This is a genomic window from Oceanobacillus zhaokaii, from assembly GCF_003352005.1.
In the GTDB taxonomy this organism is placed as follows: domain Bacteria; phylum Bacillota; class Bacilli; order Bacillales; family Amphibacillaceae; genus Oceanobacillus; species Oceanobacillus zhaokaii.
In genome coordinates this window covers 3,870,254-3,891,142 of sequence record NZ_CP024848.1, presented here as the reverse complement: position 1 = coordinate 3,891,142, position 20,889 = coordinate 3,870,254, and the positions used below count along the sequence as shown (strand labels likewise).

Here is a 20,889-nt window from a genome sequence, read left to right as displayed (position 1 = left end):
CAATCATCATGCTGACTGCTCCTTTCTAAATTGATTAGTAATAATATGGTGGATAGTATCCGTCGTAACCGTAACCATAGCCATATAAATATGGGTTATAAAGTGTACTGGCTAATAACCCTCCTGCTGCTAATCCCCCGAGAAATGGTAAGCCGAAGCCACCGTATCCAAAGAAGGGTCTCCCGAATCCACCAAAAAATGGTCTCCCGAATCCACCAAAAAATGGTCTTCCAAATCCACCAAAAAATGGTCTCCCGAATCCGCCATGGAATCCACCAAAAAATGGTCTTCCGAATCCGCCGTGAAATCCTCCAAATCCATGAAATGGCCTTCTATATAGCTCTTCATTCCAATCTTCCCCTTGAACCTGCATGTCATAACCTTCTTGTCTCTCGAGCGAATCCTGCATTTGAAACGATTCCTGCACTTGATCTTGATTATCCATTAAGTAACCCCTCATTTCCATTCTTAATTGTTTAAAGGATGCTGTTACTATTTTATAAACTGCGAAGTATCGTAATTGAAAGGACTTTTAACATCCTCTATAAGGTATGCAGATGCCTAGAAAAGTTTCCGGGCGTTTATCTTTAAATGTGGAGTTCCTATTCTAACTAAATAAATCAGGCATTCAATAAACCCGATATGAAAAAGGATCTATTAAATGCCTGCTAGGGCTTTTAATTGTGAAAGGAATCATGTAATTATCAGCACAAGTTGCTGCGTCTTTGTATTTACCTCGGCTTTTCAATTAGGATACCGCGCTTTCTCCTAACTTCACGGTAGATTGCTTTTTATTATACTTCCGTTTAACATTCCCAACAATATATTTACCAAATGGAAGCAATGAAATTAGTTTAATAATAACCATGGAAATAATTAAAGTTGAAAAGAATAAGCAGAGTATCATGGAAGTCATCGAATGAATATGCTCCGCGAGAAAAGGAGCCAATACTCGCATAACCTGCCAATGTACTAAATAGATACCTAAAGAATAGTTACTAATAAGATTTACGATTTTTAACTTAGGTACCAGTTGTCCCCAAGCTAGCACGACTAGACTAGCAGACAAAGCTACTGCAAATATATCGATTCTTCTCGAACGCACATTGATATTACCAGCCTCAAAAGATAAGAAAAGAAGATAGACTGAAAACGCTAGTACGATAATCGTATACCACTTATAATCCTTCAGGAATTTCCTGATAGCATCATAATGTTTACCAATAACAAATCCAACAGTATAATATCCTACCCAACTAATAAACAAAATTTCAAAGACTTTACGGTATTGAATAAAGAAAGGATAGTTGCTGAATAGAAAATAGAGGCTTGTTGCCATTAGGAGGATACTAATCGGTAAAAACTTTTCTACAGATATCTTAAATTTTACGACGAGATAATGGATGATATAAAATTGGAAAATAACTAAAATAAAATAACCTTCATATTCCCCTACTAAATTTAGTAATATTTTCTCGGGTATATCAATGCCACCCGTGCTCGTTGCATTAACCATCCATGCATCTATTATGGCGAAAGAGATGAATGGCAGTAAAATTAATTTTGCCCTGCGTTTAAAGAATTCATCTGGCAATCTATTATTATACTTGTAGGCCAAGATTATGATAGACAGAATGATAAATGTGGGTGTTGCAAAACATAATAAAAGTCGGAAAAATTGATAATATTCGAGATTAAGATTACCTTTTGACCAAACGGTAAATGTCGTGCTATGTAAAAATACAATACTTAAACAAGCAATTACTCTGAGTAAATTCCATTCTTTAATCATCTATTTAAAAAAGCTCCTTGCTATTACTTAATTAGTTCTCACACTATTCGTCTAATATAGCTCTTTTATGACTGCTGACTGTCGAGGTGAAGACCATTAGCCACATAGGAGTGATGCAGTCTCTGCAATAGCAGAAAAATCGAATGATGGCAAACTTCATAAAAATCTCTCTATTTATAAAAATCAGCCAATAAATGAATCACCTATTGACCATTTAGTTATTAATTGCTAATATTATCCTATCTTTTTAATTAAATACGCGATGAACATTATGGGTAAAACTATAGTGGGAGCAGCTTCTGAAGAGATCGCAATTTGCGGCGCCGAAGGATTCACAATCTCAGGCAAAAGGACGGAAGAGTAACGTATACATATTTTTCGTATGTTATTCTTGCATCTACCGAGATTGGACTGATTCCAATCTCGTTTTTTGTTTTAGGCTCATTTTGTATAGTGTGCTGGTATTGATATATTCTGTGAATTGAGCGCAATGTTGCTAATATCAACGGTAACGGTAATAGTTAGCGTGTTTACCATCTGAACATTGATAGGTATTTGCACAATCCCCAGCGGAAGAAATACACGAAGACTCCTGCGGGAAGAAGCGCATAGCGCGAGTAGGCTCACCAGCTCCCCTAAGGTGCGCGTAGTGTATTTCTGGAGCGGCTGGCCGAAGAGCCCTTAGCACATTAATCTAGTTGGCATTTTATATCAACTACGAAATATCAATATTCACTTGAATGAGCAGCAATAGTTTAGAAATTAACTATTTTATAAATCTTATACGAGGTGATCAAGATGAGGGAAAGACACGCAGTTGTAAGTGTAATTGGTAAGGACCAAGTAGGTATTATTGCAAAGGTAACGAACATATTGGCAGATAAACAGATTAATATTTTGGATATCAGTCAGACAATTCTCCAAGACTTCTTTACGATGATGATGCTTGTTGATGTTGCAGGAAGAGAAGATCTCGACCAGTTGCAGGATCAGTTTAATCATTTAGGAGATGCACTTGGTTTAAAAATTAATATTCAGCTTGAAGAAATTTTCCAAGCAATGCATCGTGTATAAGGACTAGGGGGAATTGGGATGAAGATTGCACATAATGAAATGATTGAAACAATCCGAATGATTCAAATGGAGAATCTGGATATCCGTACCGTTACAATGGGAATTAGTCTGCATGATTGTGCAGACGCTGATTTTGCTAACCTTAATCAAAACATTTATAACAAAATCACTCGTTACGCAGGGGAATTAAAGGCAGTTGCTGAAGCGGTAGAAAGAGAATACGGGATTCCGATTATTAATAAACGAATTTCGATTACACCGATTGCTGAAATTTTAGGGAATGCTAGCAAGGAACAAGCTATTGAAATAGCAAAGACACTGGATAAAGCTGCTATTAAGCTTGGAGTAGATTTTATTGGCGGTTATTCTGCACTCGTTCACAAGGGAATGACAAAGGGTGACGAAACATTGCTCGATGCCCTGCCAGAGGCTTTAAGTGTTACGGAGCGCGTATGTGCCTCGGTTTCAATTGGCACAACGAGAGCAGGGATTAACATGGATGCCGTTGCGAAAATGGGAATGATTATTAAAGAAGCAGCAGAAAGGACAAAGGATCAAAATGGTCTCGCTTGTGCAAAACTAGTAGTTTTCTGTAATCCAGTAGAAGATAATCCATTTATGGCTGGAGCATTCCATGGTACTGGTGAAGGGGAGGCTGTCATTAATGTTGGTGTTAGTGGGCCAGGTGTTGTCTTAAGCGCATTGAAACGGCATGATGATGCTAATCTAAGTGACATATCCGAGATTATTAAGAAGACAGCCTTTAAGATTACAAGAGCAGGGGAATTAATCGGTCGTGTTGTTGCCGAACGACTAAAGCTTCCATTTGGCATCGTTGATTTATCTCTCGCACCAACAAATGCAATGAATGATAGTGTAGCAGAAATACTGGAAGAGATTGGTCTTGAACGTGTCGGCACCCATGGAACAATTGCAGCGCTGGCATTAATGAATGATGCAGTGAAAAAAGGCGGAGCAATGGCAAGTTCATTTGTTGGTGGACTTAGTGGCGCGTTTATCCCTGTTAGTGAGGATAACGGCATGATCCGCGGGATTATGGATAACTCCTTAACTCTCCCGAAATTAGAAGCAATGACCTGTGTCTGTTCAGTCGGCCTGGACATGATCGCACTTACTGGTGATGTTACACCTGCGACTTTGTCTGGTATTATAGCGGACGAAGCGGCGATTGGTATGATTAATAAAAAAACAACTGCTGTGCGAGTTATTCCCGTTCCCGGTAAGGGAGAAGGGGAAATGGTAGAGTTTGGTGGACTTCTAGGTCGTGCTCCTGTTATGGGTGTAAACCCATATAGCTCGGAAAAATTTATTAAACGCGGTGGAAGAATTGCTGCACCGTTGCAGGCATTGATTAATTAATGAAGATACGTCTGATCCTTCCCTAGCTCATTTAGAGAGATTGTCCATTATTAAAGCCTCCACATTTATTAGTGGAGGCTTCCTAATTCGTAAGTAATAATAATTAACCTTCAGTACCTTCTTCTTCTGCACCATCTTCAGGTACTTCTTCTTCTGCACCATCGTCTGTATCTTGTTCTTCTGTTGGTTCTCCTGATGCTGGTTCTTCAGTTGCAGGATCCTCTGTTGCAGGATCTTCTTCGTCAGCAGCACATCCAAACAATAGACCTGTAGAAAGGATTGCCCCCATTGTTGCAAATGTTAATTTTTTCAATTTCAACATGATCACCTCTCCTAACATTTTTGGTACCCTTTCATTATAATCCATGTTCTTTAACGCTAGATTACATGGATGTAAAAGTTTTTTAATAAATCGAACAATTTATATTACTATTTCCCTATACTGCTTAAAGTGCTAGGTATCCTATCATTATTTGAAGATTGGTTTTAGCTCATGCTAGTTTAAAAGTAGTAGGGTTATAAAATAAAATTTTGCCTAATAATCTTTATCAAGATCAGTTTAATGTTGGGAAATTAACATTAACATGTGAAGCTGTAATCTATAAAGATTGACAGGCGAACAGCATCTAAGCCGTTCGCCTGTTTCAACCTACCATAAAAATATTATTAAGGGTGAATATAGACATTCGTGCCAAGAGGAACCATATTGGATAACTCCACTACATCCTCGTTATGCATCCGAATACAGCCATGTGAAACAGACTTGCCGATTGATGAAGGATCATTTGTGCCATGTATTCCGTAATGAGGCTTAGATAAACCCATCCATAAAACACCAAAAGGTCCACCGGGATTTTCCTCTTTGTTAACAATGATATAATTTCCTTTTGGTGTAGGTGTCAGTATTTTTCCTACTCCAATTGGATATGTCTTAAGCAGTGTACTTGCATCGTAAAGCTTTAGTTGATGATTACCTACTGAAATATCAATCCAAAGTGCCATCGTATCACCTCGTAACGTCGTTTACTTCATATATATGATAGGTGCCTAGCAATGCCACTTTAAAGCGGATTAATTTTTACTTACAATTAGCATGTCATTTTCATCGAATGCCCAATCTTCTCCGTATGCTACTTCCCAGTAAAACCCATTAGGATCTTGAAAGTATCCACTATAGCCGCCCCAGAACACGGTTTGGGGCTTCTTAACGATTTTAGCACCAGCTTTTTCTGCTAAAGAAAACACTTCATCGACTTCTTCCTTCGACTTGCCATTATATGCAAGCGCGATTCTACTAAATCCTTCAGATGCTGCTGGTGGATTTTCATCATTAATATCTTTAGCAAGATTTTCAATCGGAAACAGTGAAATTTTTGTACCACCATTATTAAAGAAAATCACATCTGGGTTCGTTTCTTCTCCATGAACAACAACCTCAAACCCAAGCCCATCGCGGTAAAACTTAAGTGATTCTACCATGTCTCTTACACCTAATGTTATTAAATTTAATCGATTCATTTTCGCAGCTCCTATCTTTGTGAAATATTATTTCTTATTGTATATCATTCGTTTTAAAAGATGTATTTCCTTTTTGGGAGTGCTTATTAGTGGGAAATTTTATAGTTTCTTATCTGCGATTGTGGATGATAATTCGCTGTTTATACAAACTGCGAACTAAGCACAATGTTGATTTCCGCTACAATCACAGCCATGAAAGAGGAAAATGCGACTCTATCTAATATAGGATAGAAAATAATTTTTACTCGCAATCCCAGCGGAGAAAATACACGAAGACTCCTGCGGGAGGAAGCGCATCGGTGAGACTTCGAAGTGCGACAGCACAAGAAGGCTCACCAGCCCCCCGCGGAAAGCGAAGTGTATTTTCGGAGCGACTGGCCCAAGAGCATTTGACATCTTAAATTAGTTCACGGTTTATATCAATGGCGACAAACAATAACAAATCAGTCTGTAGTTTTAGATTTAAATAAATTAAAATAAGAATAAAAATGGATTTCCTAGTTTAAGGGGATTTCTACTATAATGTAGATAGGAGTGCAGAGTTATAAAAGGCAAAGAAAGCTTTCAGTTAAGGGGGCCATATTATTTCAATAGATAAGGAAAATCAAATCACCGATGACATAATGGATAAAATTGTAAAAGGAGAGATAGGGACAGGGGAAAAGCTGCCTTCTGAAAATGAACTAGCAGATAAATACAGAGTTCCAAGGATGACAGTGCGGCACGCGTTATTAAAATTAGAGGAACGTGGATATATTTATTCCAAGCAAGGGAAGGGCCGATATGTAAAAGAAGCCGCAATCCCGATTCAATTGAGTTTGACAGGGAAAATAAGTTTTACAGAAAAAATGAACCAATTAGGCTTTGAATTAAAAACAAGTAACATTTACTGTGAAAAAATCGATTATGACGCTGAAGTTTATCGGATCTTAGGTACAGCTAGAGGAGAAGCTGTTTTTAAAATTGGGAGATTGCGGGTTATCAATGGTGAACCAATCGCAATCCACAATTCATATGTAAGTGAATCCAGCTTCCCAAAGATTGAGGAAGAAGGACCAGCGATTCAATCAATGTTTTCCTATTACCGAAAGCAGGGATTTAAGGAATTTTCGAGCCGCCAAACCATGCTAAGTATAACTTTTCCAACCTCGAAGGAACAGCGGCTGCTTTCCTGTAAAAGCATGGTGCCACTTATTAAAGTTGAAAGTGATTGTATTGATGCAGAATCAAAGCAAATATTAGAGCATACGAAAATTTTATACCGTAGTGATAAATTTAAATATGATATAACGATGGATTGAACAGATAAGATACCCTGCAAATGGGTTTGCTTATCTGTTTTTTTATTTACCCTTTATTAATTCCCTTTACATATACTTTACCTTTTCTTAATACACAAGCACTTGGCGACAAGTTAAGCTAGTTTTGACAGATAAGAAAACTAGCTTAACGAGTATGTACAACTAAGGCAATTCGCCGAATGTCAATTTTTCTAAAGAAGGAGGGTGCACCTGAATGATGAAGAGACGAAGAAGAACAGAGATTCTTATTCAAAGTGACTCTAGTTTAGCTAGAAGTTTTGCAGAAATGATTACTCAGAACCATGAATGTCAGGAAATTGTTGCTCCGCAGTATGGATTGACGATGATTAAGATGCGCGAATCAGCAAAGAATTCCCTTTTCTATATTGGTGAAGTACTTGTTACCGAGGCAAAGGTTGAGATAAATAATCAAATTGGCATAGGGATTGTAGTGGGAATGCAGGATGAGCTTGCAAAGCATTTAGCGATTATTGACGCGGCATATAAAGCAAACCTGCCTGAGGTAGAGGAATGGAATCCACAGTTGCAGAGAGCAGAGCAGCAGATAATGAGCCGGCGCGCGAAAGAGCAGGCAGATTTATTTGAAACCAAGGTCAATTTTGAAACGATGGATGTTTAAATTAGACAGAGAGGAGCAATAGCATGGCGATTGATCAAGTACATGATACGCAGCATGTATACCGGAAATTATTACATAGTATGTCACGGCCAGGTACGATTTCATCAATTCATGAGATTGCAGAGCGGATAGTATATAAGCTTCCCTGCTATCAAGCAACATTTCTAAGTGTCATGACATTGCTGGATGCTGAGGTTACGTTTCATATTCTTTCCGAGAAAAATCAAGAATTAATTGAAAAAATTTCGGAATATACTCTGGCAAAATATGCACCAATTACAGAAGCAGACTTTGTCATTGTATTACATGATGATACAGAATCAACAATCATACAGGCTATGGAGTATTGTAAGATTGGAAATTTAATTGACCCGCAAGCTTCTGCAACATGGATAATCGAGTGTCCGCTGATAGCGAATGAGGCAGAGCTTACATTAACGGGCCCAGGTATAAAACACCATACCGAGCTTCAAGTGGGACTAACACAGGAAATATGGCAAGCAAGAAATGAGCGCACGAAGGAATATCCATTGGGGATTGACCTCATTTTTATAGATGAAAAAGCACAGTTGGCCTGTGTGCCTCGCACAACTTCTGTGGAAATACTGGAGGTGAAATAATGGGTTATGTTGCGGTAAAGGGTGGTACGAAAGCTATCGAAGCTTCGATTGAACGATTGAAGTACGAGCGATTAAAGGATGAAGAAATACTAGAGGTCAACACAATATTAGCAACAATGAAAGCAATGATCGATCAAGTGATGTCAGAGAGCAGCTTGTATTCCCCATATTTAGCAGCACTTGCAATTAAGCAAGCGGAAGGCAGCATGGAGGAGGCAGTATTCTTAATGCGTGCGCATCGTTCTACGCTTCCTAGACTTTATTATAGTCAAACAGTTGAAGCAGAATCGATGTTAGTGGAACGCCGTATTTCTGCGAGTTTTAAAGATATTCCCGGTGGACAGCTGCTCGGTGCTACTCGTGACTATACCCATCGTTTACTTGATTTTCAATTAATTGATGAGGATCAAAGCGATAACGAGCAATGGTTACGAGATTATAAGGATAAATTAGCTGCAACCCGAGCACAGAATGAAGTGCAGTATTTTCCAAAAGTAGTCGACTATTTGCGTGAAGAAGGCCTTTTTGAAAAGTATGAGAAAAATAATACAGACCCAGATGATATTACAAAACAGAGTTTACAATTTCCAGCATCAAGAAGTGCGAAATTACAAGTATTGACACGTGGACAAACAGGTGCTGTCACTTCATTAGGTTATGCATCACTTCGAGGATATGGACAAGTCCACCCGAATGTTGGGGAAGTTCGTGTTGGCAATTTGCCGATATATGTCGCACATCCAAATGAAATGGAGCAAGACGAGGAAAATGAATTTTATATCGGTGAAATTAGAGTGACTGAGGTAGAATCCTTTGTTCCTGTCACCGTGAAAAACGAACAGAATGAATCGGAGCTTGAATTTGAAATTGGCTATGGCATTTGTTATGGCCAAAATGAAACAAAGGCAATTGCGATGAGCATCTTAGACCAATGTTTAGAGCATCCGGAAGCGGAATTTCCTACACATGATGAGGAATTTGTCCTGCTGCACATCGATTCTGTTGAGTCGACAGGCTTTATTTCGCACTTGAAGCTGCCACATTATGTAACGTTTCAATCGAAGCTGGACAGTGTCCGTCAGGTGAAAGGTGGGGACAAGGATGAAAACTAATACGCATTTCGCCTTTTTTGATGAAGGTTCGAAAAAGGAAATCCGTCGTGCCATTCTAAAGGCTGTAGCTATCCCGGGCTATCAAGTACCATTCGCTTCAAGAGAAATGCCAATTGCACGTGGCTGGGGTACAGGCGGCCTACAGATTACCCTTTCAATTATTGGTAAACAGGATGTACTGAAGGTTATCGACCAAGGTGCAGATGAGTCTGTAAATGCTGTCAGTATTAAGAAATTAGTGCAAGCAACAACGGGGGTAGAGCTAACGGAACGAACGGGAGAATCAAGTATTATCCAATCGAGGCACCGTATTCCAGAAATAGCCTTAACAGAGGGACAAATTTTAGTTCTGCAAGTTCCAATGCCCGAACCACTTAGACAATACGAAGCAAAAGAATATAAAACGAAAATTCTCCATTCTGAAGAGGATTATAGCGGAGCATGGCTCATGCTTTTTGAACAAATTATGAAATATGGAAAAACAGCGACAGGCGCGGATCACCCAGTATATGTAAATAATCGCTATGTAATGGCACCTAGTCCAATCCCTAGATTTGATAATCCAAAAATGCACCAATCAGAAGCATTAATTCTTTTAGGTGCTGGCCGTGAAAAGAAAATTTATGCTGTACCGCCTTATACAGATGTAGCATCACTTGCCTTTGATGATTATCCATTTACGGTTGAATCGTTTAAAGGGAAACATTGTCATTTATGTGGAGCAACGAATGTTTTCATGGATGAATTGATCGATCATCTTAATGGCGAAACGATTTATCAATGTAATGACACGAGCTATTGTTTAGAAAGATTAAATATGGACGAAGAAGTGGAGGCGGAAGGTGAGTATGTATGAAGAGCCAATATTAAGCGTACGAAATTTAAACAGACAATTTGGACCAGGCTGCCACCAATGTAATCAAGAACATGACAAGGGATTAGAGAAAAATTACTGTTCGAACTGTGGCACAGTGTATGCCTGCCAGGATGTTTCCTTTGATTTATTTCCTGGTGAAATCCTAGGTATCGTTGGTGAAAGTGGGAGCGGTAAATCAACATTGATGCAGTGCTTGTATTTTGATGCAGATGTGACATCGGGAGAAGCGTATATTCATGATGCTGCCCTGGATGGCAATAATGTTTTTACATTGTCTTCCCAACGAAAACGTTATATTCGTAATCATACATATGGCATGGTATATCAAAATCCAGTTCATGGATTAAAGATGAATTTTTCCTCCATTGGCAATATCGCAGAGAAATTAATTGCAGCAGGTAATCGTAATGTATCGGAAATGGAGGCAATTGGTAAGGACCTGTTAGAAAGTGTCCACATCCCATTGTTTCGGATGAAAGAAGCTCCACAAAACTTCTCTGGCGGCATGCAGCAACGGGTACAAATTGCCAAGGCCTTATCAAATAATCCACCGATTCTGTTTTTAGATGAAGTGACGACCGGACTGGATTTATCTGTACAGGCGAACGTTCTAGATCTGATTAAAAAAATCCAGCGGGAATTAGGCATAAGCATGATTGTTGTTTCCCATGATCTAGCAGTCATCCGTATGCTTGCAGATCGTACCGTCGTCATGCTGAATGGATCGATTATTGAAGAAGGGCTGACGGATCAAATATTAGAGGATCCACAGCATGCTTATACACAGCAATTAGTTTATTCATTGTTATAGAGAAGTAAAGTACATTCGGTGCAGCGAGCTTAGTCGACCAGTTATGCTTACCCCAGCTCGTATACATAATTCATAGAAGGAAGTGAAGCGATGTATATCATTGCAAATGGAAAAATAGTAACAGAAGAAGCAATCATTAGTGGATTTGCGGTTGTTATTGAAGGTGAGCATATTCAAGCAATTATACCTGAGGAAGAGGCTTCTAAATATCCAGACGCAGCATTGGTTGATGCAAACGGCGGCTATATTTCACCAGGATTTATTGATATTCATTCCGATTATATCGAAACAATTGTATCACCGCGCCCGACAAGTATGATGGATCTTAATATCAGCTTGAGAGAAGCCGAGAAAATATTAATTAGCCATGGGATTACGACAATGTTTCATTCCCTGTCCTTCTACCGCGAAGATGTTTTTACACATAAACCGATGCGTTATCCAAAAAATGCGCAGCGCTTGGTGGATGCGATTGAGGCAACCCATAATGAATTGCATCTGATTCGTCATAGGCTCCATGCAAGATTTGAGATAGATAATATTGATGAAGTCGATCGACTCGTTGAGAATATCGAAAATGATAAAGTACATCTGCTCTCGTTTATGGACCATACACCTGGACAAGGCCAGTACAGGGATTTAGAAGTATATCGTGACACATTAAAAGGCTATCGCGAATTGACGGATGATGAAGTAAACGTAATTATCAAAGAACGCCAAAATAGTACGTTTATGACGATGGAAAAGATTAAACAGGTAGCAGATATTGCAATATCTAAAGGCATTGCAGTAGCCTCTCATGATGATGACAATATTAAAAAACTGGAGCTGGTCAAATCTTTTGGCACAACGATAAGTGAATTTCCAATCACATTAGAGGTTGCTAAAAAAGCAAAAGAATTAGGACTACAAACGATTGCTGGCGCACCAAATGTATTATTAGGAGGATCACACTCTGGTAATCTTTCAGCTGCAGAAGCTATTAAACATGACTGTGTTGATATTCTATGCAGCGATTACTATCCAGCCGCACTACTGCATGCGATATTCGAGTTAAGTGAAAAATACGGCAATGATTTACATCGTATGTTTATGATGGTGACATTAAATCCGGCAAAAGCTGTACGAATGGACGATGAACTCGGGTCAATTAAACCTGGTAAGAAGGCAGATATTCTCATTATTGAAAGAATGGATGACGGCTATCCAATGCTAACGACAACAATGGTCAATGGCTCGGTAATGACTACGACGAATTATCGCGTGAAGTAAATAAGGAGGAGGTTACATCATGTCGATGCTGGAAATTATTGATTTTGGCAAGCAATTTACCATTCATCATTTAGGTAAAACACGGCAAGCAGTTAAAGAAATTAATTTTAACTTAGAAAAAGGAGAATTCATTGGGATTGTTGGCAAGAGTGGCAGTGGAAAATCAACTATCCTGAAAAGCATTTATCGTACCTACTTACCTGATACTGGTAGCATTCTTTATAATTCGGACCGATTTGGAACGGTTGATTTGTTCAAGGCTTCCGAACGACAAATCCTTTATTTGCGAAAGCATGAAATTGGGTATGTATCGCAATTTCTAAATGTGATGCCGAGAACGACTTCTAGACAGCTTGTAGAGCAGGCACTCTTAGAAATGGGTGAGCCAGAAGAAGTAGCACTTAGTGAAGCAGAAAAAGCATTAACACATTTTGAGCTTGATCCTAAATTGTGGGACAACTATCCCAATACCTTTTCCGGTGGTGAGAAATTACGTTTAAACATTGCGATAGCGACAGTGAAAAAACCAAGATTATTATTGCTTGATGAACCGACAGCAAGCTTAGATCAACAATCAAAGCTAAAGGTTCGGCAAATTATTGAGAAATTAAAGGTAAATGGAACAACATTAGTAGGGATTTTTCATGATATTGAATTTATGGAAGGACTTTGTGACAAGGTTTATGACATGAAGGCAAGGCAACTCGTTCGTGAAGCTGGTGTCTCTAATGAAGGCTGATTTACATGTTCATAGCAATTTTTCTGATGGCTCTAATTCAGTAAGGGATGCTATGAAACAAGCGTATGACAATGGAATTACACATATAAGTTTTGTTGATCATGATACAGTTGCCGGTCTGCCGGAAGTACAGCGGCAAGGTTCGGAATTTGGTATTACAGTTATTCCGGGAATTGAAATTTCTGCATATGATTTTAAACGAAATCGAAAAGTACATGTACTTGGATATAATTATCAAACGGAAGCAGTCAATATAAAGGAAACTTGCGACCAAATCCTTAAAAGACGTCATAAGCATTCATTATGGCAAGCGGATCGTATTAGAGCTGCCGGTTATTCATTAGATATGGACGCGATTATCGAAGCTGCAAAGCCAAGTAATACGGTTTATAAACAACATATTATGCAGGCTTTAACCGACGCAGCCTTTACAGCAGCGGAATATAAGCAGCTCTATATTAAGCTTTTTAAAGGAGATGGCGTTGCTTCTGGTGATACTACATATGTGGATGTCTTTGATGCGGTACGTGCCATTATTGCTGATGGTGGAGTTGCTGTCATCGCTCATCCTGGTCAATTAGATTCATATGACCTCATCCCTGAACTTGTTCAAATTGGGTTAGGAGGCATTGAACGCAATCATTTAGATCATTCAGCAAAAGATGCCCAAAAGGTAGAAACATTAGCTAAACAATACAATCTTATAATGACAGGTGGAACTGATTATCACGGTTCATTTGGGGAGGCCATCGAGATAGGGAGCATAAGTAGCCCTTTTAATAGATTATTAGAATAATGTAAAGTATCTTAAGTAATCGTTAAGATACTGTAAAAAGAAGCTATTTCACAAAAAAATATGGTTCAATGAGACTAGCTTAAACTAGAAGAAGGAATGGGGTGTTTTTTCCTCCAGAGTTATTCATGCTAGTTACGTTGCTACTCATTACAGGGATTAAACAGGAATACTATCATATTACAAAATGAAAAGGGAGAGTCCACAATGAAAAAGAAATGGTCTTTATTTGTAATGCTAATTACTTTTGCAGTTCTTCTTGCTGCTTGTTCGGAAGATAGTGAAGATGCTGGTGCAGCTGAAGTAGACGATGTGATTAATATCGTATGGTATCCAAATGAATCTGGTAATGATATGAAATCCTCTCGAGATGAAATCGGCAGAGTAATCACGGAAGCTACTGGTAAAGAAGTAGAGCACCAATTAACAACAGACTACGCAATTGCAATTGAAACATTAATTAATAATAATGCAGACTTAGCATTTATGGGTGCACAGGGATATATCGAAGCAAAAAATGGTAATGATGCAGTTACTCCTTTAGTAGTTCCATCTGGTGAGTCTGGTACATTAGAAGATGCAATTTACTACAGCTGGTTAGCAGTAAATGTAGATGAACAGGATAATTATAAAGTAGAAGGAGAGTTTTCACTTGATACCATTGCTGGTACAAACTTCTCTTTTGTATCAAATAGCTCAACTTCAGGATTTGTTGTACCATCATCAAGTATTCTTGCTCATTTCAACGAACAAGAAGAATATGCTGATTTAGTTCAAGAAGATTTAATGGAGGGTGGTCCATTATTTGAACAAGTATTGTTTGGTGGATCTCACCAAGGTTCTGCAGTTAATCTATTAAATGGTAATGCCGATGTTGCAGCATTCTGTGATACTTGTGTAGAAAACTATGTAGAAGTTGCAGAAGGCGATGCAAACACGGTTGGTGCTGTTTATAAAGTAAAAGACGATGCAGCGGAGCCTTTTAACACGGTAACAGGAAAAGAATTTACACTAATGAGTGTGACACCAGTATTAAACGCACCCTTTGCTGCAAATATTGATGTATTAGGTCAGGAAGACTTTGATACATTGCAAGAATTATTTACTTCTGATGAAGTGGCTGATAATGAGAAGATCTTCGTTCCTGAAGATTCAGGAGAGTCAGGACTATTCTTTAAATCTGCAGATGAAAGATTTGTAGAAGCGGAAGATTCATGGTTTGATCCAATCCGTGAGCTTTCAAACTAAACTAGGGAAAACTTCATAACAGTAAATCTTAGAGTATGCATGTACGTAAAAGTGCATACTCTAATCTTTTTAGAGGAAAAAGTGTCAACTACCTACTAAATAGGAAAAAAGGAGCCAAATATAATGACATTGCTACAGGTTAAAGGTCTTGGGAAGTCTTATAATTCAGAGACACAAGTATTGAAGAATGTTGATTTTGAAGTAAATGCTGGCGAATTTGTTTCCATTATCGGTCCATCAGGAGCGGGTAAATCTACCTTATTACGCTGCATTAACCGAATGGTTGAAATAAATGAAGGCAAGGTTATTTTTGATAATGCTGATGTAGGCTCGTTGAAGAAGAATGAATTGCGTAAGCTGCGGACAAATATTGGGATGATTTTCCAGCATTATAACCTCGTACCAAGATTAACCGTGATAGAAAATGTCCTGCATGGGAGATTTGGTTATAAAACGACGTTGCAAGGTATATTAGGCAGATTTACAGAAGAGGAGAAAGAGCGTGCGTTTATCCTGCTAAAAAAGCTTGGCATTGAAGAACATGCGTATAAACGTTGTGATCAATTGAGTGGTGGGCAGCAGCAGCGTGTTGGTATTTGCCGCGCACTTATTCAAGAACCGAAGCTTGTACTCTGTGATGAGCCAATCGCGTCACTGGATCCCAATTCCTCAAAGGTCATTATGGATCATCTTAAGTCTATCACAACAGAGATGGGGATTACTTGTTTAGTAAACCTTCATCAAGTTGAGGTTGCGCAAGATTATTCTGATCGGATTATAGGCCTCAGGAAGGGTGAAATTGTATTTGACGGACCAAGCAAACAACTTCATGAAAATCAAATTAATCATATCTACGGAACGGAACTTAGGGAACTAATTACGGTATAAGGGGTAATGAAGGTGAACGAAACAAAGATGCGAAAAAGCAGAATGCAGACGGTAGTTTTTCTACTAATAATTATTATCGTCACATATTTATCTGCTGCGATAACCGAGTTTAACTTTCTTGACGGATTAGCGACAATACCAAAAGCTTTGGGCTGGATGGCTGCTAATCTATTGATTACAGCAGAGACGCTAGAAAGATTACCGACAATTATGGAGAAACTATTAGAAACGATTTTTATGTCTATTGCCGCTACAACACTAGCAGCGATTATATCTATCTTCTTAGGACTAATGGGATCGAAGACAACGAAGGTAAACAATGTATTTAGTATTCTTGCCAGGTTCATTGCCTCCATTTCAAGAAATATTCCCGTTGTTGCATGGTCACTCATATTACTGATTTCCTTTGGTCAAAATTCTGTTACAGGATTTCTAGCACTTTTTGTAGGTACATTAGGTTTCTTAACGAGGGCTTTCATCGAATCAATTGATGAAGCAAGCGGGGATGCTGTAGAGGCACTGCAAGCTACTGGTGCGACCTATTTCCAAATCGTAAACAAAGCAGTTATTCCCCAAAGCTTGCCCCAGATGCTTAGCTGGATTTTATTTATGATTGAGACAAATATCAGAAGTGCAACATTGGTAGGAATTCTAACTGGGACTGGAATTGGATATACATTCGACCTGTATTATAAGTCTCTAAATTATAATGCAGTTGCACTCGTTACAATCACAATTGTCATCGCCGTGCTTATAATTGATTCGATTTCTAACAGGATACGGAAGGTGATTTTATAATGGAATTGGGAAGAACAAATGGTGTGCCATATATCAAACGGACGAAGGATGGTCGGATCAATATTAAATCGGGCAATAAAATTGATCTTGTTATCAAATGGACGATAATCATCCTTTCGATATTAACCGTGATGGCATTTTTCTTTTTTAATTATACTGGTTTACAATTGGAACGAGCGATTCCGGAAACAGCCCATAATCTGCGTGCGATGTTCCTAGAACCAGCCTTAAATCACTTTAGCTTGGGAGAAGCAGTTTACCAAGTAGGAATCACGGTTGGATTAGGTGTGTTAGCAACAGTTATTGGTGCAGTAATCGCGCTTTTCTTAGCGCTTATGGCAGCGGAAAACCTATCAAAACCATGGATTTCGAAATCTGTTCGTGCGGTTGTTGCCATCATTCGTGCAGTTCCTACCGTATTATGGGTGTTAATTTTTGCGATTGCTGCGGGTCTTGGTAGTGAAGCAGCCGTGCTAGGGATGTTATTTCACTCGATCGCTTATTTAGTGAAGGCATTCTCGGAGGCATTTGAAGAAGTTGACGCGGGAATCCTTGAAGCGCTTCGAGCAACAGGCGCAAACTGGTGGCATGTAGTAACACATGGCGTATTGCCATCAACGTTTACCTACCTTCTATCATGGGTCTTCTTACGCTTCGAGATTAACTTCGGTGTAGCTGTAGCGATGGGAGCAGCTGCAGGAGCAGGTGGAATTGGCTTTGAGTTATTCATGGCATCAGGATTCTATTTTGATTTACGTGAAGTTGGCTTCATCACCTATGCAATTCTAATTATCGCGGTTTTATTGGAAATTATTTCAACACGTTTGAAGAGTCGTTACTTCCCAGCTTCAACGAATAATTAAAAATATGTATAGCCTTTAATTGAACAACATCTTTAATCGTTAGAATTAGACGTGAATCTAATGATTGAAGGTGTTTTTAGTATAACTGTATCTACTTTCTGGCCTGCTGCTATGGAAATACATTAGGCTTTTCACGGACGGCTGGTAGGCCTCCCGCAGGAATCTCCGTGTATTTCCATCGCTATCCGAATTATATATTTGCTATTACCATATTTAATTTCAGTAAATTTAAACTATTTTGGATTTAGTTGCGCATAGAGGAACTAATGCCTTTTTTCTAATATTAAATCCCATATAATTAAATTAAGTAAGGATCAATTAGTCATTTAAATTCATAGAAAGAATATGTCATATTTGTTGCTAGAAAACATCATAGATTAGTATCCATTTTTCTAATGCAATCAGTATTAAACTTTAAATTGGTAATTAGCTTTAAAAAGTAAATGTAAGCGATTACTTGATAAAATTTATTTAATACAGGGGGAACTACAATGGGAAAAGAGCAAATTTTTGATGTTGCACAATTAGCACATGTGGAGATTCTTACACCAGATCCTGATAAGACTTTATGGTTTTTCAAAGAGTTATTAGGGATGAGCGAAACGAAAAGAGAAGGGCAATCTGTATACTTACGTGCGTATGAGGATTTTTATCACCATAGTCTGAAAGTGACAGAAGGAAAACAAGCAGGCTTAGGGCATGTTGGCTGGAGGGCGAGCTCGAAACCAGCGCTGGAACGTCGTGTGGAGGCCTTAATGAAATCGGGATATGGCAAAGGATGGATTGATGGAGATTATGGTCATGGTGATGCATACCAATTCATCACCCCAGATGGACATAATATGGAGATTCTTTGGGATGTGGAGTATTATCAGGCACCTGAAGGACAAACGACAAAATTAAAAAACCGTCCACAAAAGCGCCCATTAAATGGAGTTCCAGTACGTAGGTTGGATCACGTCAATTTACTTGCTAACGACCCAACGTCGAACAAGCAATTCATGATGGATGAACTGGGTTTTCGTTTACGTGAGCATTTAGTAAATAAAGACGGGACAGATGGTGCTGCATGGTTGAGTGTAAGTCCACTAGTACATGAGCTTGCATTTCTGGGAGATGCAATGGGCGGTAAGGGGAGATTACACCATGTTTGCTATTGGTATGGCTATCCGCAACATTTAAATGATCTTTCCGATCTATGTGTAGAAAATGGCATTCAAATCGAAGCAGGACCTGGAAAACACGGTATCAGTCAAGCAAATTTCCTTTATGTAATAGAGCCTGGGGGAAATCGTGTTGAATTATTTGGCGATGCAGGATACTTAATCTTTGACCCAGACTGGAAGCCTGTAGCATGGACGGAAGAAGAAGTGGAAAAAGCAATCATTTGGTATGGCGCTCCACTTCCAGCAGAATACTTTAGGTATGGAACACCGCAAATAAAAGAGCCCGCTATTTTAGGTTAATAAGCTAGTCGTATAAGAAGAATAATCTAAAAAGCCTTCAAAAGTAGAACAGATACTTACTACTTTTGAAGGCTTTATTATCTTTATTGACAAGATTCTTCCTTTTTTGTTCTGGGATACTAATTTTTCTTGAATTCAAAGTATTTTATAAAAACTTCATCCAACAACTATAAAGAGTGAACGACATGTTATAATGAATGTATTATTGATTACTGTCTTTAAGTTCCTTGCAGATGGCATTTGGAATAATTAGGCATTGATGCTTCTAGAGGATCAAAGCAACTAAAGCAATTAAAGTATTAATTTTTAGTTAAAAATTGAAAAAATGATAGACATCTATCGCTAACATGGTAAAATTCTAGTAAGTGCTTACATATAAAGGGGACTTTTTCTATGAAACTATGGATGAGGAAAATTATAGTAGCCCTAGTTACGGTTGCTACATTAGGTATATATGTTCCAACCGAATTATTGCAAGTCGATGCAGATGAAAGTAAGGATAGTGTTGCATCAAACACCGGTGATTCCGTTTCAACCTCGACTGCAGAGGTAAGGGAAGAACCCGGAATTGACTCTTGGATTAATACGAATAACCTTAGTAATAAGGCCTACTATATTAATAGCCTAACTGAAAAGGCAAAGGATCTAACAATTACTAAATTTGGACCTAGAATTGCGAATCAGGTAGAAGATGATTTTACAGCATTTATCTTACCTAATATTGAATTAGCATTACAATCCATAATGGAAAATGCAGATGAAGATGTATCTCGCTACTATGCAATTACCGAGCAACCAACAAAAGGTTACGGGGAGAAAATCTTTCACGTTTACGATCATTTAAATGAACAGGATATTGCCAGATTTCATGTGCGCCGTGATAATCGGCCATTAGATGGTTATTATTTTAATTTCCATTACCATTTAAGTAAGGATGGTTTCAAGGATCATCATGAAATTGGTGAGATTTTTTGGGATAAAAATACGCCGCCAAAATGGATGGCATAGTTATTATAGCTGAAAGAAAGGAATCCCTCATTACTAGGGATTCCTTTCCATACCTGTACCGTCTTGTGTATATATTTTCAAGTACTACTAAGGTTCTTCACATCAATGGGTAGGGGAGAAGTGTGGAATGAAGTATAATGAAAAAGTGACCAATCGGATGAAGCGTATTGAAGGGCAAGTGAGAGGCGCCTTAAGAATGATGGAAGAGGAAAAAGCTGTAAAAGATGTGATTACACAGCTAACAGCAGCTAGAAATGCATTGGACCGTACCGCTGCGCTTATCGTCACTCAAAACTTAGAGCAAAGCATCCGTACTGATGAAAAGGAAAATGAAAAAAGCTCTGAGGATCTTGTTCAGGAAGCAGTTAATTTGCTAGTAAAAAGTAGATAGATTACTTTAGTTTTAAGTTGAATTTAAAAGATAACTGCTTTAACTACGTCACAGTTGATATAAAGTACGAACTAGTGACAATTGTGATTTCAGATCTGGACAGTCGTTGCTATTCACAAGATGCTCCATTCCTTCGTTTAAGATCAATGCGTTATTAGATAAGGGATTCTGTATTTTAGATTCTGCATTTTCCTCAGCGGAAGAAATACACGGAGACTCCTGCGGGATGAAGAGGCTCACCAGCTCCCGAGGAAAACGCAGTGTATTTCTGGAGCGATAGCCAAGGATGCAAATATCA

Annotated in this window: 23 protein-coding genes and 1 riboswitch; of the genes, 18 read left to right on the top strand and 5 right to left on the bottom strand. The window is 38.5% G+C overall.

Annotated elements, in window-relative coordinates:
• Positions 1–34: 34 nt before the first annotated feature.
• Together CUC15_RS19020 and CUC15_RS19015 are read right to left on the bottom strand one after the other, a co-directional pair.
• Entirely contained in the window at positions 35–373 is a 339-nt protein-coding gene (locus tag CUC15_RS19020) for a hypothetical protein (RefSeq protein WP_114918512.1), read from the bottom strand.
• A gap of 375 nt (positions 374–748) precedes the next feature.
• Complete coding sequence (locus CUC15_RS19015) at positions 749–1,792, bottom strand: acyltransferase family protein (RefSeq protein ID WP_114918168.1); 1,044 nt, start codon at positions 1,790–1,792, stop codon at positions 749–751.
• A 289-nt stretch (positions 1,793–2,081) separates the two neighbouring features.
• A riboswitch (glycine riboswitch) is annotated at positions 2,082–2,158 on the top strand.
• Between the two features lie 432 nt (positions 2,159–2,590).
• Between CUC15_RS19015 and CUC15_RS19010 the strand changes: the two genes are divergently transcribed.
• The gene (locus tag CUC15_RS19010) at positions 2,591–2,866 is read left to right on the top strand and encodes an ACT domain-containing protein (RefSeq protein ID WP_114918167.1); all 276 of its coding nucleotides are present in this window, start codon (positions 2,591–2,593) and stop codon (positions 2,864–2,866) included.
• A gap of 18 nt (positions 2,867–2,884) precedes the next feature.
• Positions 2,885–4,246, top strand: a complete 1,362-nt coding sequence (locus CUC15_RS19005; RefSeq protein WP_114918166.1) for a PFL family protein — start codon at positions 2,885–2,887, stop codon at positions 4,244–4,246.
• Between the two features lie 103 nt (positions 4,247–4,349).
• Here the strand turns inward: CUC15_RS19005 and CUC15_RS19000 are convergent, their stop codons facing one another.
• The 3 genes from CUC15_RS19000 to CUC15_RS18990 all read right to left on the bottom strand — a co-directional run bounded on the left by CUC15_RS19000 (position 4,350) and on the right by CUC15_RS18990 (position 5,764).
• The gene (locus CUC15_RS19000) at positions 4,350–4,568 is read right to left on the bottom strand and encodes a hypothetical protein (protein WP_114918165.1); all 219 of its coding nucleotides are present in this window, start codon (positions 4,566–4,568) and stop codon (positions 4,350–4,352) included.
• 344 nt (positions 4,569–4,912) lie between these two features.
• Complete coding sequence (locus tag CUC15_RS18995; RefSeq protein WP_114918164.1) at positions 4,913–5,248, bottom strand: L,D-transpeptidase; 336 nt, start codon at positions 5,246–5,248, stop codon at positions 4,913–4,915.
• A gap of 69 nt (positions 5,249–5,317) precedes the next feature.
• The gene (locus tag CUC15_RS18990; RefSeq protein WP_114918163.1) at positions 5,318–5,764 is read right to left on the bottom strand and encodes a VOC family protein; all 447 of its coding nucleotides are present in this window, start codon (positions 5,762–5,764) and stop codon (positions 5,318–5,320) included.
• A 581-nt stretch (positions 5,765–6,345) separates the two neighbouring features.
• Between CUC15_RS18990 and CUC15_RS18985 the strand changes: the two genes are divergently transcribed.
• The 16 genes from CUC15_RS18985 (at position 6,346) to CUC15_RS18905 (ending at position 20,591) form a co-directional block, all read left to right on the top strand.
• Positions 6,346–7,065: a GntR family transcriptional regulator gene (locus tag CUC15_RS18985; RefSeq protein WP_341457213.1), complete on the top strand. Its 720-nt coding sequence runs from the start codon at positions 6,346–6,348 to the stop codon at positions 7,063–7,065.
• Between the two features lie 217 nt (positions 7,066–7,282).
• Positions 7,283–7,705 carry a phosphonate C-P lyase system protein PhnG gene (phnG, locus tag CUC15_RS18980; RefSeq protein ID WP_114918511.1) on the top strand — a complete coding sequence of 141 codons (423 nt, stop codon included), beginning with the start codon at positions 7,283–7,285 and terminating at the stop codon, positions 7,703–7,705.
• 23 nt (positions 7,706–7,728) lie between these two features.
• Complete coding sequence (gene phnH / locus CUC15_RS18975) at positions 7,729–8,325, top strand: phosphonate C-P lyase system protein PhnH (RefSeq protein ID WP_114918161.1); 597 nt, start codon at positions 7,729–7,731, stop codon at positions 8,323–8,325.
• Positions 8,325–9,437 (top strand): carbon-phosphorus lyase complex subunit PhnI, encoded by a 1,113-nt coding sequence (locus CUC15_RS18970; RefSeq protein ID WP_114918160.1) that lies wholly within the window; start codon positions 8,325–8,327, stop codon positions 9,435–9,437. Before phnH ends, CUC15_RS18970 begins: the two co-directional genes overlap by 1 nt.
• Positions 9,427–10,293 carry an alpha-D-ribose 1-methylphosphonate 5-phosphate C-P-lyase PhnJ gene (locus CUC15_RS18965; RefSeq protein WP_114918159.1) on the top strand — a complete coding sequence of 289 codons (867 nt, stop codon included), beginning with the start codon at positions 9,427–9,429 and terminating at the stop codon, positions 10,291–10,293. The genes CUC15_RS18970 and CUC15_RS18965 overlap by 11 nt, the downstream gene beginning before the upstream one ends.
• Entirely contained in the window at positions 10,286–11,125 is an 840-nt protein-coding gene (locus CUC15_RS18960) for an ATP-binding cassette domain-containing protein (RefSeq protein ID WP_114918158.1), read from the top strand. Before CUC15_RS18965 ends, CUC15_RS18960 begins: the two co-directional genes overlap by 8 nt.
• A 90-nt stretch (positions 11,126–11,215) precedes the next feature.
• Entirely contained in the window at positions 11,216–12,397 is a 1,182-nt protein-coding gene (gene phnM, locus CUC15_RS18955) for a phosphonate metabolism protein PhnM (protein WP_114918157.1), read from the top strand.
• Between the two features lie 19 nt (positions 12,398–12,416).
• Positions 12,417–13,136 (top strand): phosphonate C-P lyase system protein PhnL, encoded by a 720-nt coding sequence (gene phnL / locus CUC15_RS18950; protein ID WP_114918156.1) that lies wholly within the window; start codon positions 12,417–12,419, stop codon positions 13,134–13,136.
• Positions 13,126–13,932 (top strand): PHP domain-containing protein, encoded by an 807-nt coding sequence (locus CUC15_RS18945; protein WP_114918155.1) that lies wholly within the window; start codon positions 13,126–13,128, stop codon positions 13,930–13,932. Before phnL ends, CUC15_RS18945 begins: the two co-directional genes overlap by 11 nt.
• A gap of 204 nt (positions 13,933–14,136) precedes the next feature.
• Positions 14,137–15,177 carry a PhnD/SsuA/transferrin family substrate-binding protein gene (locus tag CUC15_RS18940; protein ID WP_114918154.1) on the top strand — a complete coding sequence of 347 codons (1,041 nt, stop codon included), beginning with the start codon at positions 14,137–14,139 and terminating at the stop codon, positions 15,175–15,177.
• Between the two features lie 123 nt (positions 15,178–15,300).
• Positions 15,301–16,065: a phosphonate ABC transporter ATP-binding protein gene (gene phnC, locus CUC15_RS18935; RefSeq protein WP_114918153.1), complete on the top strand. Its 765-nt coding sequence runs from the start codon at positions 15,301–15,303 to the stop codon at positions 16,063–16,065.
• Positions 16,066–16,077: 12 nt separating this feature from the next.
• Positions 16,078–16,863 carry a phosphonate ABC transporter, permease protein PhnE gene (gene phnE, locus CUC15_RS18930; protein ID WP_114918152.1) on the top strand — a complete coding sequence of 262 codons (786 nt, stop codon included), beginning with the start codon at positions 16,078–16,080 and terminating at the stop codon, positions 16,861–16,863.
• Positions 16,863–17,726 (top strand): phosphate/phosphonate ABC transporter permease, encoded by an 864-nt coding sequence (locus CUC15_RS18925; protein WP_114918151.1) that lies wholly within the window; start codon positions 16,863–16,865, stop codon positions 17,724–17,726. Before phnE ends, CUC15_RS18925 begins: the two co-directional genes overlap by 1 nt.
• 491 nt (positions 17,727–18,217) lie before the next feature.
• Positions 18,218–19,192, top strand: a complete 975-nt coding sequence (locus tag CUC15_RS18920) for a catechol 2,3-dioxygenase (protein ID WP_114918150.1) — start codon at positions 18,218–18,220, stop codon at positions 19,190–19,192.
• A gap of 393 nt (positions 19,193–19,585) precedes the next feature.
• A complete protein-coding gene (locus tag CUC15_RS18915; RefSeq protein ID WP_114918149.1) occupies positions 19,586–20,200 on the top strand; it encodes a YpjP family protein in 615 nt (204 codons plus the stop codon).
• Between the two features lie 127 nt (positions 20,201–20,327).
• Positions 20,328–20,591, top strand: coding sequence for a metal-sensing transcriptional repressor (locus CUC15_RS18905; protein WP_114918148.1), 264 nt, complete (start codon positions 20,328–20,330; stop codon positions 20,589–20,591).
• The last annotated feature ends 298 nt before the right edge of the window (positions 20,592–20,889 follow it).